The following is a 13296-nucleotide window of genomic DNA, read 5'->3' as shown; positions in this document are numbered from 1 at the left end:
ATAGCCGGATCGCGACCTGCCGCTTCTCTTGACCGCGCTTTTCTGCGCCTGACGCAGCGTCTGGCGACTTGACGCATTGAAGCCCGGACCTTGCCGACCCACATGATGCACATCCGATCGGGTGTGCGAAGCATGGTCGATGGTCCCGCCAAATCCCGTCCTGGTCCGGTCACGCCGTCCGGCGATCAAGTGCGCGGTGAAGGGCTGCCCGGAGTGGAGCGGTCGAGCGCCGATGCGGTTGCCGCGTTCGTCGCACAGGCTCGTGCGCGGTCGCCTGCGGTTCAGGGATCCAGGGCCCGCCTCCTGTTTGCGCTCGATGCGACCCTGAGCCGGCAGCCGACCTGGGACATGGCGTGCGCACTGCAGGCCGACATGTTTCGCGAGGCGGCCGCGCTCGGCAGTCTCGACATCCGGCTGGTCTACTATCGCGGCTTCAGCGAGTGCCGTACCACCGGCTGGATCTCCGACAGCGCCGAGCTGGCGCGGTTGATGGGCAGGATCGATTGCCGTGGCGGCCAGACCCAGATCGGCAAGGTGCTGGCCGAAGCCCGCCGCCAGGCAGCGGCATCAGGGATTCGCGCTGTCGTCTTCGTGGGCGACGCCATGGAGGAGAATGTCGACGGGCTCTGTGCCAAGGCCGGCGAACTCGGGTTGTTGAAGGTTCCTCTGTTCATGTTCCAGGAGGGCCACGATCCCGTCGCGGAGCAGGCATTTCGGGAAATGGCGCGCCTCTCCGGAGGCGCCTGGTGCCGGTTCGATCCGGGTGCGGCCGCGCAGCTGCGCGACCTCCTGCGCGCCGCCGCGGCCTATGCCGCCGGCGGCCGTGAGGCCCTGCTGCGGCTGGCCGCTTCCGGGGGCGGGGCAGCGCTTCTGCTCGGCCAGATGAGATGAGGGACTGTCGTGGCAGGCGCGATCGACTGGCCCGACGCGCTGGCTGTTGAAGCCTGCGCGCGTCGTGCGGACGATCATGCTTTTTGTCCCGGCACGCCCTATATTCGGCGCATGACATTGATCGCTGGCGTCATCGCCGTCGTCACCCTTTATCTGTTGCTGCAGATGTTCCGGGCCGCGAACCCGGCCGCTCTGGCGCGTGCCATCAAGATCGCCGGCGGCATCGGTTGCCTTGCGGTTGCGGCCTTCACCGGCATCAGGGGCGAACTGGTCGTCGCGCTTCCGATCGGGCTGTTCGGAGCGGGACTGCTGGGCTGGTCGCCGGGCGCCCTCGGCAATATCGGCGGCATGTTCGGGTTGGGGACGCAGCGATCGTCCGGTCAGAACTCCCGAGTGCGGTCGCAATTCATCGAGATGATGCTCGACCACGACAGCGGCCAGCTCCAGGGCCGCTTCGTCGCCGGTGTCCATGCCGGCCGGTCGCTGGACGAGTTCGATCTGCCGCAGCTCGCGGCGATGACCCAGGGCCTCGACTCCGACAGCTTGGCGCTACTTGAAAGTTATCTGGACCGCCGGTTTCCCGGTTGGCGTCAGCACGCGGAGCGCGATGCGGCAGGCGGGCAGCGTCGCGCGGCGCCGAGCTCCAAAATGACGAACGAGGAGGCCTATCAGATCCTTGGCCTGCAGCCGGGCGCGGGGCGCGATGAGATCGGGCGTGCCCACCGTGCGCTCATGAAGAAACTGCATCCCGACCAAGGGGGGTCGACGTACCTCGCCGCCCGGGTGAACGAGGCCAAGGACACTCTGCTTCGTACGCATCACAGCTAACTCCGGCAACGCCAACAACGCCACAACACCGAAACCCGCTTCCATCGCAGCTCTGTCGACACCAAGCCTTCGCCGTCGTCAGTCGCGATCGTTCTTCATGGTGAAGAAGTTCTAGCGGCAAATCCTTGACGAGAGGTTTGCACCCCGCATGGCGAGCGCCCGCTCATGCGGGGCCAAACGAAAAGGCCCGCGCGTGTGTCGCGCGGGCCTCAGCGGCGGAATGTCGGCTCGGCAGTTAGTTGTGCACGGTCATGCAGGAGATGTCGGCGCGCTTCAGCTTCTTGCAGACGGCCTCGGCCTGGTCGCGATCGAGGCCGGCGAAGCGGGCGCGGATCAGCGTCTTGTCGCCTTTCGACACCGTCTCGGTGAACGGATCGGCCTTGCTCAACAGACCCTGCGCCTGGCTGCGCGCGGCCTCGATCCGCTTCTGGGCCTCGGCCTCGTTGTCCAGCGCGCCGACCTGGATGATCCAGCCGCTGCGGGAGATGGCGGCCGATCTGGACGGAGGCTCCGAAGCGGGGCTCACCGAGGCCAGCTGGGCCGGCGGCGATGGCGGCTGGGCAGCGGGCGCGGCATACGCCAAGGCCTGCGACGAGGCCGGAGGCAGGCTGGAGGCCGGCAGCACGCCGAGAATGCCGTTGCCGGTGCCGTGGCCCGGCGGCTGCGGCGGCATATCGGGCCGCACCGCCTCGGCGCGGGCGATGGGCGGCGCGGGTTCGATCGCCTCGACGCGCTGAGCAAACGGCGCCGGAGCAGGTGCCACCGGTTGCGGCGCGGCGGTTGCAAGCTTGACGGTCCCGGCCTTGACCTGAACCGTCTTGATCTTGACGGGCTTCATCGGCTCGGTCGAACCGGGAATGATCGACATCGGCTGGCTCTGGATCACGCCCGAGGTCATCGGCGCCGGCTCGACCACCTTGGCCTCCTTCGGCGCCGGAGGCGGCAGCGCCGCGGTTGCTTCCGACAGCGCCGACATCACCTTGGCGGCGCGGCTCGGCGCTGGTGCATCCGGCGCGGCAGACGCGAGCTGGATCGTGCCCTGGTCGGCGGCATCGCCGCCATCCGATCCGCCGCGCTCGTTGATCGCGGCGACGGTGCGCCGGGTCGCGCCCTTGTCGAGGTTCTCGGCCAGCAGGTTGCGCATGATCGCGTCGCGCGACCCGCCGCTGCGTCCACCCAGGACGACGCCGACCAGATGGCGGCTGCCGCGGCGGAGCGAGGTGACGATGTTGAAGCCGGACGCGCGGGTGTAGCCGGTCTTGATGCCGTCGATGCCCTCGACATTGCCGAGCAGGTGATTGTGGTTGCGGATCGACTGGCCGCGATAATTGAAGACCTCGGTCGCGAAGTAGCGATAGTAGCGCGGGAAGCGGTCCTGGATCGCCCGCCCGAGGATCGACTGGTCGCGCGCGCTCGTGATCTGGGCGTCGTCCGGAAGTCCGGACGCGTTCACATATGTGGTGCGGCTCATGCCGAGCGCACGCGCCTTGCGGGTCATCAGCTTGGCGAACTCGTCCTCGTCACCGCCGATCGCCTCCGCAATCACGACGGCGGCGTCGTTGGCCGACCGCGTCACCAGACCCTTGATCGCATCCTCGACGCGGATGCTTTGTCCGGGACGCAGGCCGAGCTTGGTCGGCGACTGTTCCGAGGCGTGCTCGGAAACCGGCATCTCGGTGTCGAGCTTCATCCGACCAGACTCGAGGCGCTCGAACAGCAGATAGAGCGTCATGATCTTGGTGAGCGAGGCGGGGTGCCGCACGGCGTCGGGGTTGGTCGCCGTCAGCGTCGCGCCGGAATTGCCGTCGACGATGATGGACGCGAACGCCGGGCTGTAGCTGCCCTCGTCATTATGCGGGGAGTGGCGCGCGTGATGGTGCCGATGGTGCCGCCGCGCCTCCGCGCTGTCGACCGTGACCACTGCCGCCGCCGCGAGTGTGACCAGTCCGTAGACGCCGACCCGCACGAGGCGCGAGGAAGCCAGGTTTTTGCGAAGCATGAAATCCCCGTCCAATTTCTGACGTGATCACCGGCTCGTGAGGCGAAATTGTGCCGAACGCCCCCGTGATCTTGCCTGCCGGACCCCCGATCGCTGCGTGTCACGGCCGCGCATCGAAAAGCCCGAACTGAGGTTTTGTTAAGACGCTGTTTTAGAACAGCTTTATGGTCTGGCCGACGCTGGCCACGACCACCGGAGAGGTTAGGACGGGCGAGTTGCCAAAAGATTAAAGAAATCTTGCGCGGACCTGACGGATTTCCATTGATTCGCTTCATATCGCGGCGACGGCGATTGCAATGCCCGTGATGGTGCATTGCACAAGATTATTGATATTTTTGTGCGCCGCACTATATTAGGAGTGCGTCAGGGAGCTGGGGCCTCCCTGAGGGCGCTCAAAGTCAGGGAAAGGAATGCCACATGTTTAAAGTTGAAGATTTTCAGAACTACGGCAAAGAGCAGTTCGAGACGGCCGTGAATTCCGCGACCACCGTCCAGAACGGGTTGCATGCGATCGCGACCGCTTATGGCGACTACACCAAGAAGTCGTTCGAAGACACCAAGTCGTTCGTCGAGAAGCTCTCCGGCGTGAAGTCGCTGGACAAGGTGCTCGAGGTTCAGACCGAATACGCCAAGTCGGCCTACGAAACCTTCGTCGCCGATTCGCAGAAGATCGCGGGACTGTATTCGGATCTCGCCAAGCAGGCCTTCAAGCCGCTCGAAGGCATCGCTGCCAAGTTCACCCCGCCTGCCGCGCACTAATCATTCGCGCCTGCTGGTGACGAAAGCCCGGCTTACGCCGGGCTTTTTTGTTGCCTGAAACGGCCGTGCCGGTGGCAGCCTGGCTGCTGCTACTTGGCGACGCGCAGCTTGGACAGGGCGGTGCCGATCGAGTTGAACGTGGTCACGATCTGGCTGGAGCTCGTCAGCATGTAGAACTTGTCGGGACTGCTGGCACAGTTCTGCAGCACGGTCGAGGTCGCATCAGCGGGCGAGCTGGTGTTCACCTGGATCGTGTAGATCGTGTACATGGAGTTGCCCTTGGCATCCTTCGTGTTCTTCAGGTTCGAGCAGAGCAGGGCCTGGCGGGCGTCGATCGGATTGCCGGAGGCCTGGCTCGAGCCGTTGCCATAGTCCGGCCAGCGGTCCTCGGTGTTCAGGCCGTCCGACAACAGGATGATGACCCGATTGTAGGTCGTGTTCGCGGCCTCCGCCGGCGCGCCCAGCACGCCATTCGGGATCAGCGACTGCACGGCCCAGGCCATTCCGATCGCCTGGTTGGTGCCGCCGGTCGGCTGCATGGCGTTGACGGACGCCTTCAACGAGCTCCAGCTGTAGCTGAGCGGAACGATCGGCCCGAGCTTGGTCGAGGCGGTGCTGCTGCAGTATTGAACGTTGTTCTCCATGTGCTGGTTGGCCGGGAACAGCGTGGTGACGTCCGACGTCGCAGGCGAGACGGCGTTCGCGTCGTTGGGCTGGGTCCGGTCGGCGACGCAGCCGGTCCACGTGCTCTGCGCGTTGGCGGCCCAGGTCTTGGTGTAGGTGTTCACCTTGCAGACGGTGCTGCTGTAGCTGCCCGTGCACGTGCATGTCGAGTTGGCGCCCGAGCAGCTGCAGCCCGATCCGGTGCAGTAGTTCACGACCGTGCTCGTCTTGGCGCTGGTCCAGCAGCCATTATAGTAGCTGTGCGAGGCGGAATCGTAACCCGGGCAGATGTAGCCCGAATAGCTGCCGCTCGACGGGATCGACGAAACGCTCGAGCTGCCGCTGGCTGGCGCGCTGGTGCAGCCGAAATAGGAGAAGCCGTTGCCGGAGGTGAACGGGCAGGATGAGCCTGGCCCGACCATGTCCCACTGGCCCTGCGTGAGCTTGGAGTTCGGAATTGCGGCCTGATAGGAGCCGTTGGCGGGCTGTATCGTGGGCGGATTCTGCCAGTCGGTCCAATCGATCCAGTTCTGGGCGTAGTTGCTGGCGCCGACATTGACGACCTTGGCGAACGGAACCACGGAGATGTAGACGTCACCAGGACTCTTGGCGAGCGCGCTGAGCTGGTCAATGAGGCCGCCGCTGCCGGCCACGGCATTCTGCAGCGCCGTCATCTTGCCGCTGGAGGCCATCGAGCCGGTGTTGTCGAGCGCGAGCGCGACGCGCATCTTGACGTCACCCCAGGTCGTGGTCGCCTTGGTGCTGAAGTCCATGGTCGGGAAGCCCGCAAGCTTCATGAACTGGGTCACGATCTGGCCGGACGCGGTGATCTGAATGTTGGACGGCGTGGAACTGGTCGATGCGGTATAATTGACCGTCACGGAAACGCCCTGGGCGTCGGTGCTGGTATAGAGCGCCTTGAAATAGGCGCTCGCCTTGGCCGCGACATCGGATGCGCTGATCGTGCCCTGCGCCAGGTCGCGCGACAGCATCAGCGCGGTGGAGTCGAGCGCGCCCTGCATCGAGGACCTTGCGGCGTTGGCCCGGCTGTAGTCGACGCCGGCGCCGACAAAGGCCAAAATCGGAACGAGCGCGATGGCGAAGATCACGGCGATGTTGCCACGGCTGTCGCCAGCGAAACGTCGCAGGGCATGGCGGCAGAGGCGGACGAAGGTCACATCGGTCATGTCGCTCACCAGTCAGGGTTTCTGCGGGGCTATTTCGGGGTGCGATCTTCAAGGGCCGGTGAATCGAAAGCCGAAAAATGTAGCGAATACCGCAGCATGGCGTGACTTCCGCAGCCGACGGGGTTCCCTGTAAATGCCCGTTGAATGGGCTTTGTAAAATGCGGTCGGTTTGATTAACGTTGCCGTTCATCGCCGGGGCAGGGAATCGGTCCTGCCGGAGCGTTCGTCCTCGCGGGCGTGCGCTTGCGGCAACCCGGTCGCCGACCCATATTGTTCCGCGTGTCGGTCCTGCTGGACCGGTCGGCTGGGACAGGCGATCTGGAAGGCAGGACCGGGTGGTGCGAGCGGCCCGGCAGGGACAGGGCGAGGCAACCCTTTTTGGGATTCTCGCGACCATATCTAACGCGTGTAAGATGTCGCAGCTAAATTCCAGATTGAACCGATCCGCGCCTCGGATGAGCAACAACGAGAACAGGCCTGGTGGAACCGGCGGGCCGGTCACGTCCGTCATCACCAAGGTCAAGCCGAAGACCAAGCGTCCCAACCTCTATCGCGTCCTGATCCTGAACGACGATTACACGCCGATGGAGTTCGTCGTTCTTGTCCTGGAAAAGTTCTTCCAGAAGGACGTCGAGGCCGCGACCAAGATCATGCTCCACGTGCACCATCACGGCATCGGGGAGTGCGGCGTATTCACCTATGAGATCGCCGAGACCAAGGTGACGCAGGTGATGGACTTCGCCCGCAAGCACCAGCATCCGCTGCAGTGTGTGATGGAAAAGAAATAGAGCGGTTCTTGCTGGGGCAAGAGCTTTGAAATCCTTGAGCTCCGAGGGCCGCGCGCCCGGGACGGCAGCGTCGCGTGGCGCAAATCCGCCCCGACCGTCGCAGAGAATCCGGCTCCTGATCAGGGACCCGCCCTGACGCGGCACGTCGTCGGCATCTGGCGCTCGCTGTCGAGCGCCGAATGCAGCGCTCTCCCGGAGAAATACGGCCGCTGACTGTGTCGGACCGTGGGCGGGTGCCCGGCTTGTGCTGCTCGAACGGCAGTGGCCGGATCTGCCCTAATGGGAACGGGTTTTGCATTGACGATCTGGTGAACGCGTAATCGGGGCGCTCGACCGGTCTTTTGTCGCACTCGGTTATAACTATATTTGACGAAGGTTGTTGTTGCCTGACCGGGCGGCGGCGATCATGATGCCAGGGGGCCACAGAGGACGCGCATGCCGACTTTTTCCCAAAGCCTTGAACAATCCCTGCATCGTGCGCTGGCGATTGCCAACGAGCGTCATCATCAATACGCGACACTGGAACACCTCCTGCTGTCCTTGATCGATGACTCCGATGCGGCGGCCGTGATGCGCGCGTGCAGCGTCGACCTCGACAAGCTGCGCGGCAGTCTTGTGAACTATCTCGAAACCGAGTTCGAAAACCTGGTGACGGACGGCAGCGACGACGCCAAGCCGACTGCAGGGTTCCAGCGCGTGATTCAGCGCGCAGTGATTCACGTCCAGTCGTCGGGCCGCGAAGAGGTGACCGGCGCCAATGTGCTGATCGCAATCTTCGCCGAGCGCGAGAGCCATGCCGCGTATTTCCTGCAGGAGCAGGACATGACGCGCTACGACGCGGTCAACTACATCAGCCACGGCATCGCCAAGCGGCCCGGCGTGTCCGAAGCGCGCCCCGTTCGCGGCGTCGACGAAGAGACCGAGACCAAGGGTAGCGACGACTCAAAGAAAAAGGGCGAGGCGCTGGAAACATATTGCGTCAATCTCAACAAGAAGGCCCGCGACGGCAAGATCGATCCGGTGATCGGCCGTAACTCCGAGATCAACCGCGCCATCCAGGTGCTGTGCCGCCGCCAGAAGAACAACCCGCTGTTCGTCGGCGAGGCCGGCGTCGGCAAGACCGCGATCGCGGAAGGGCTCGCCAAGCGCATCGTCGACAGCGAGGTGCCCGAGGTGCTCGCGGCCGCAACCGTGTTCTCGCTCGACATGGGCACGCTGCTCGCCGGCACGCGCTATCGCGGCGATTTCGAGGAGCGGCTGAAGCAGGTCCTCAAGGAGCTCGAGGCGCATCCGAACGCGATCCTGTTCATCGACGAGATCCACACCGTGATCGGCGCAGGTGCGACCTCGGGCGGCGCTATGGACGCGTCCAACCTGCTGAAGCCGGCGCTCGCGTCCGGTTCCATCCGCTGCATGGGCTCGACGACCTACAAGGAGTATCGTCAGCACTTCGAAAAGGATCGCGCGCTGGTGCGCCGGTTCCAGAAGATCGACGTCAACGAGCCGTCGGTCGAGGATGCGATCGCGATCCTCAAGGGTCTGAAGCCGTATTTCGAGGACTATCATCGGCTGAAATACACCAACGAGGCCATCGAGGCCGCGGTGCAGCTGTCGTCGCGCTACATCCATGACCGTAAGCTTCCGGACAAAGCGATCGACGTGATCGACGAATCCGGCGCGGCGCAGATGCTGCTGGCCGAGAACAAGCGCAAGAAGACGATCGGCATCAAGGAGATCGAGACCACGATCGCCACGATGGCGCGGATTCCCCCGAAGAGCGTGTCGAAGGACGACGCCGAGGTGCTCAAGCATCTCGAGCAGACCCTGAAGCGCGTCGTGTTCGGCCAGGACAAGGCGATCGATTCGCTGTCGGCCTCGATCAAGCTGGCGCGGGCCGGCCTGCGCGAACCGGAGAAGCCGATCGGCTGCTACCTGTTCTCGGGTCCGACCGGCGTCGGCAAGACCGAGGTCGCCAAGCAGCTTGCCGCGTCGCTGGGCGTCGAGCTGCTGCGCTTCGACATGTCGGAGTACATGGAGCGGCACACGGTGTCGCGCCTGATCGGCGCACCTCCAGGCTACGTTGGCTTCGACCAGGGCGGTCTCCTGACCGACGGCGTCGATCAGCATCCGCACTGCGTGGTGCTGCTCGACGAGATCGAGAAGGCGCACCCTGATCTCTACAATGTGCTGCTGCAGATCATGGATCACGGCCGGCTCACCGACCACAATGGCAAGCAGGTCAACTTCCGCAACGTGATCCTGATCATGACCACGAATGCGGGCGCGGCCGACATGGCCAAGCAGGCGTTCGGCTTCCACCGCTCGAAGCGGGAAGGTGACGACCACGAGGCGATCAACCGGCAGTTTGCGCCGGAATTCCGCAACCGGCTCGACTCCATCGTCTCGTTCGCGCACCTCAACGTCGAGGTGATCGGAATGGTCGTCGAGAAGTTCGTGCTGCAGCTCGAGGCTCAGCTGGCCGATCGCGACGTCACGATCGAGCTGTCGGAGCCGGCCAAGGCCTGGCTCATTCAGCACGGCTATGACGAGCAGATGGGGGCACGCCCGATGGGCCGTGTGATCCAGGAGCACATCAAGAAGCCCTTGGCTGACGAGGTGCTGTTCGGCAAGCTCAAGGGCGGCGGCCACGTCCGTGTGGTCCTCGTCAAGGACGAGGCGGGTCCGGAAGCCGAGAAGATCGGCTTCGAGTTCGTCGAAGGCCCAGTCACGCCGAAGCCGGAGAAGCTTCCGGTCGCGCGCAAGCGTAAGTCGAAGCCGGGCGGCCCCGGCGGTGGATCCAAGGGGCCGGCTCCGAAGGGGCCGCTGGTCAAGGCTTGAGCCCTCGACGACACAGGTGAACGCGAAAGGCCGGCCGTTGCGCCGGCCTTTCTCTTTTGGAGAGTGCAGGACCGGCTGGAGATCGGAGGATCGGCGCTCAGGCCGGCTTGATGAAGAAATAGACCGTCAGGCGCGAAGCGCATGCCGAACGCGAACTCCGTCGTCGCAGACAGCAGGAGGGCCGACATCGTCCGTGAGCCGCTACTCGCCCTTCAGCCGCTGTCCCTCGTGAATCCGGACATGCTCGGCGCCGCGCGCGCCTGCGGGCGACAGCCGGAGCATGCTCAGGAACGCGCCCACGAGTGCAAAGCCGACGCCGGTCAGCAGCGACAGCCGGGTGCCGTCGGCTGGATCGAGGGCGAGGAACATCGCAACCAGCGCCGCGCCCGTGGTCTGGCCGAGCAGGCGCGCGGTGCCCAGCATGCCGCTGGCGCCGCCAGCGCGTTCGCGCGGCGCGGCCGCGATCATGGTGCGGTTGTTCGGCGTCTGGAACAGGCCGAAGCCGCAGCCCGCGACGGCCATGCGCCAGACGATGTCGAACGCCGCGGGCTCCCGCGGCAACAGCCCGAGTGCGCCGAGCCCAAGTGCGAAGATCACGAGGCCGATGCCGCCCAGGAGGCCGGCCGGCACGCGTTCGACGAGCCGGCCGGCAATGGGCGCAGTCAGACCGACCGCGATCGGCCAGGGTGTGATCAGGAGGCCCATCTGCACCGGCGAGTAGCCGAAATGACTCTCGAGATAGAAGGGGATGGCGACGAAGGCGAGCATCTGTCCGCAGAACGACGAGATCGAGGTTGCGATCGACAGCGCGAACACCGGGATGCGCAGCAGGTCGAGCGGCAGCAACGGCGAGGCCATGTGAGTCTGGCGGTACACCAGCAGCACGCCGGCAACAACGGCGACAACGAATTCGAAGGCGCAGGTCACCAGCGCTTCGCCATGTCCGACGCTGTCCACGGCGGCAATCAGAAAGCCGAAGGTGACGGCGCTCAAGGCCGCGCTCTGCCAGTCGAACATGTGCGGCGCGCGCGGGGTGTGCGGCAGGAAGCGGAAGCCGAACGCGAAGGTGACGAGGCCGAGCGGCACGTTGATCGCAAATAGCCAGGGCCAGCTGCCGACGGCGAGGATGCCCGCCGCGATGGTCGGGCCGACCGCGGCCGAGACCGCGACCACCATCGCATTGATGCCGATGCCGCGGCCGAGCAGAGCGTGCGGGTAGGTGAAGCGCACCAGCGCCGAGTTCACGCTCAGGATCCCTGCGGCGCCGAAGCCCTGCAGGATGCGCGCGAGCGTCAGCAGCAACAGGCTGTCAGCCAGCGCGCAGAAGGCGGAGGCGACCGTGAACAGCACGAGCCCGGCGAGATAGACGCGGCGGTAGCCGATGATCTCGCCGAGCGAGGCCAGCGGCAGCAGCGAGATCGTCACCGCGAGCTGATAGCCGTTGACGATCCAGATCGAGAACGCCGGACTGGCATTGAGATCCCTGGCGATCGTCGGCAGCGCCACATTGGCAATCGCGCCGTCCACGACCGCCATGACGATCCCGAGTGCGATCGTCACGATAGCCCAGGTCCGTTGCGGGAGCGGCAACCCGTCGACGTGCACGATCGTGGTCGCTGATGTCATCGCGCGGGCTCCGGCGCCCGCTGCGACGCGGACAAGGGGGCGGACCAGCCAACCGCGGCCCGGAAACGATGGTCCAAGCCGGCGCGCCACACCGGCTGGTCATTTCGGCTGGCGGCGGACCTGGATCGCCTTGAGATAATTGACCGCGGCCTCGGCCTCGGTCCGATCGAACCGGAAGCTCGGCATATCCTTGTGGATGGTCGAGAGGCCGGTCTGCAGTCGCTGGGCAAAGTCGTCGTCGTAGAGTTTGCGGTCACCGAAGGTCCTGAACGGCGGCGCGTCCGGATGCGGGCTTGCGCCGGTGAGACCTACGGCATGGCATCTGCTGCAAAGGCTTTGCAAGAGCGCTTTTCCTCGGCTCTGCTCGCTATCCAATGCATGGCTCGGGCCCTGCACGGCCACGGCCAGCAGCAGCGCAAGGCCCGCTCGTCTCATCATGGGAAACCCTTAACTCGTTCCGGCCTACCAGCGGCCGGTCGCCTTGCCATAAGCGTAAAGGCCGACCAAGCCAATCGTTACCACGGTCGAGCCGATCAGAATGATCCGATCCCAGCGGGGAGGATCGTCATCGTCCCGGTTCAGCGTGAGCAGGGTGAACAAGGCTTTCAGAGCAAAACGGCGCATCGCATCATCCGGCCGCGGCCGACCAGCAAGTGAGGCCGCGCGCGCAGTCTAGCGCGTAGGGGGGCTGCGCCGCCACTGGCGCGGCGAGACGCCGAACCGTTCGCGAAATACGCGACCGAAATGCGAGAGGTCGTTGAAACCCCAGCTGAACGCGATCTCGCTGACCTGGCGACGGGCCAACGCCGGCGAGGCGAGGTCGCGCTGACACTGCTTGAGGCGCTCCGACAGCACATGACGCTGGAACGAGGTGTCCTCGTCCGAGAACAGGTCGTTGACGTAGCGGGCGGATAGTCCGAGCTCGCGCGCGACCTCCGACAGCGACAGATCGGGATCGGGCAGTCGTGCGCGGATGTGCGCCTTGAGACGATAGAGCAGCGCCGCGCGATGGGTGGAGGCGGGCAGGTGCTGCGTGCTGAGCCGCTCGCTGAGCGCCATCGCCAGCAGGTCGGCGGCCTGGTCGGTCAGACGGTCCGCATGCTCGTCGCCGATCAGCTCGGCGTTCCTACAGAGTTGGAGGATGAAGTCGTGGGCGAGCTTCGGCAACGGGCTGTCGGCCCCGAAGGTGATCGCCGTCACCACCTCGATCGGTCCGATCCTGCGTTGCAGCATGTCGCGCGGCAGCTTGAACACGACCTGCCTGAATGCTGTGTCGAACTGCAGCTCATAGGGACGGGTCGTATCGTAGATCGCGAACTCGCCGGGCCGGATCACCGTGTCGCGGCCATCCTGGACCACACCGCCGATCCCGTCCTGCCCAAGCGCGACCAGCACGAAGTCCGCATCCGATCGCGAGATGCGCTGACGGGTGCGATGGACCCGCTGCTGGCCGGAGCAGACTTCCGAGCAGACGGCCTGGCCGAGATTGGCATGCGTGACCGAACCCCGAAACGCGCTGCCGAGATCGGACGTGCAATCGAGGCCGACATAGACGTCGCAGACGATGTCCTGCCAGAGCGCCAGGCGGCGATGGCCGGGGCTTCCATCTGTGGTGAACAGGATCGGCATTGCTCCGTCTGCCCTTGCACCTGTTGCGATCGGATAGCCTGCAATGCAGCAAATTCCGGGCCGGCTGGTCCATCCGCCGCCGCCGCAG

At 65.1% G+C, this 13296-nt stretch carries 11 protein-coding genes; 5 read left to right on the top strand and 6 right to left on the bottom strand.

All coding sequences use genetic code 11. From position 1 onward, the window contains the following. The first annotated feature begins 132 nt into the window (after nucleotides 1-132). Both LQG66_RS08245 and LQG66_RS08240 read left to right on the top strand, forming a co-directional pair. Nucleotides 133-891 carry a VWA domain-containing protein gene (locus LQG66_RS08245; RefSeq protein WP_231325253.1) on the top strand — a complete coding sequence of 253 codons (759 nt, stop codon included), beginning with the start codon at nucleotides 133-135 and terminating at the stop codon, nucleotides 889-891. A gap of 111 nt (nucleotides 892-1002) precedes the next feature. Further along, entirely contained in the window at nucleotides 1003-1719 is a 717-nt protein-coding gene (locus LQG66_RS08240) for a DnaJ domain-containing protein (protein WP_231327725.1), read from the top strand. Between the two features lie 235 nt (nucleotides 1720-1954). On the opposite strand, the gene LQG66_RS08235 is transcribed toward LQG66_RS08240, so the two are convergent. Beyond that, nucleotides 1955-3718, bottom strand: a complete 1764-nt coding sequence (locus LQG66_RS08235; RefSeq protein WP_231325251.1) for a D-alanyl-D-alanine carboxypeptidase — start codon at nucleotides 3716-3718, stop codon at nucleotides 1955-1957. Nucleotides 3719-4135: 417 nt separating this feature from the next. Here LQG66_RS08235 and LQG66_RS08230 point away from each other — a divergent pair, with 417 nt between their 5' ends. Further along, nucleotides 4136-4477 carry a phasin family protein gene (locus tag LQG66_RS08230; protein ID WP_231325248.1) on the top strand — a complete coding sequence of 114 codons (342 nt, stop codon included), beginning with the start codon at nucleotides 4136-4138 and terminating at the stop codon, nucleotides 4475-4477. An 89-nt stretch (nucleotides 4478-4566) separates the two neighbouring features. Here the strand turns inward: LQG66_RS08230 and LQG66_RS08225 are convergent, their stop codons facing one another. Further along, nucleotides 4567-6327, bottom strand: coding sequence for a TadE/TadG family type IV pilus assembly protein (locus tag LQG66_RS08225; RefSeq protein WP_231325246.1), 1761 nt, complete (start codon nucleotides 6325-6327; stop codon nucleotides 4567-4569). Nucleotides 6328-6782: 455 nt separating this feature from the next. Between LQG66_RS08225 and clpS the strand changes: the two genes are divergently transcribed. After that, the gene (clpS, locus tag LQG66_RS08220) at nucleotides 6783-7115 is read left to right on the top strand and encodes an ATP-dependent Clp protease adapter ClpS (RefSeq protein WP_231325244.1); all 333 of its coding nucleotides are present in this window, start codon (nucleotides 6783-6785) and stop codon (nucleotides 7113-7115) included. 435 nt (nucleotides 7116-7550) lie between these two features. Beyond that, on the top strand, nucleotides 7551-9953 hold the full coding sequence (gene clpA / locus LQG66_RS08215; RefSeq protein WP_231325242.1) for an ATP-dependent Clp protease ATP-binding subunit ClpA: 2403 nt from the start codon (nucleotides 7551-7553) through the stop codon (nucleotides 9951-9953). A 201-nt stretch (nucleotides 9954-10154) separates the two neighbouring features. Here clpA and LQG66_RS08210 read toward each other — a convergent pair whose 3' ends face one another. From LQG66_RS08210 to LQG66_RS08195, 4 genes are all read right to left on the bottom strand, one after another. Continuing rightward, entirely contained in the window at nucleotides 10155-11579 is a 1425-nt protein-coding gene (locus LQG66_RS08210; protein WP_231325240.1) for an MFS transporter, read from the bottom strand. 99 nt (nucleotides 11580-11678) lie between these two features. Next, nucleotides 11679-12017: a c-type cytochrome gene (locus LQG66_RS08205; RefSeq protein ID WP_231325238.1), complete on the bottom strand. Its 339-nt coding sequence runs from the start codon at nucleotides 12015-12017 to the stop codon at nucleotides 11679-11681. A gap of 24 nt (nucleotides 12018-12041) precedes the next feature. After that, on the bottom strand, nucleotides 12042-12203 hold the full coding sequence (locus LQG66_RS08200) for a hypothetical protein (protein WP_231325235.1): 162 nt from the start codon (nucleotides 12201-12203) through the stop codon (nucleotides 12042-12044). Nucleotides 12204-12251: 48 nt separating this feature from the next. Continuing rightward, nucleotides 12252-13208: an AraC-like ligand-binding domain-containing protein gene (locus tag LQG66_RS08195; protein WP_231325233.1), complete on the bottom strand. Its 957-nt coding sequence runs from the start codon at nucleotides 13206-13208 to the stop codon at nucleotides 12252-12254. Nucleotides 13209-13296: the final 88 nt, after the last annotated feature.

Source organism: Bradyrhizobium ontarionense (genome assembly GCF_021088345.1).
GTDB classification, from domain to species: Bacteria; Pseudomonadota; Alphaproteobacteria; order Rhizobiales; family Xanthobacteraceae; genus Bradyrhizobium; species Bradyrhizobium ontarionense.
The sequence above is the reverse complement of the archived record's forward strand: the minus strand, read 5'-3'. Positions and strand labels throughout refer to the sequence as shown.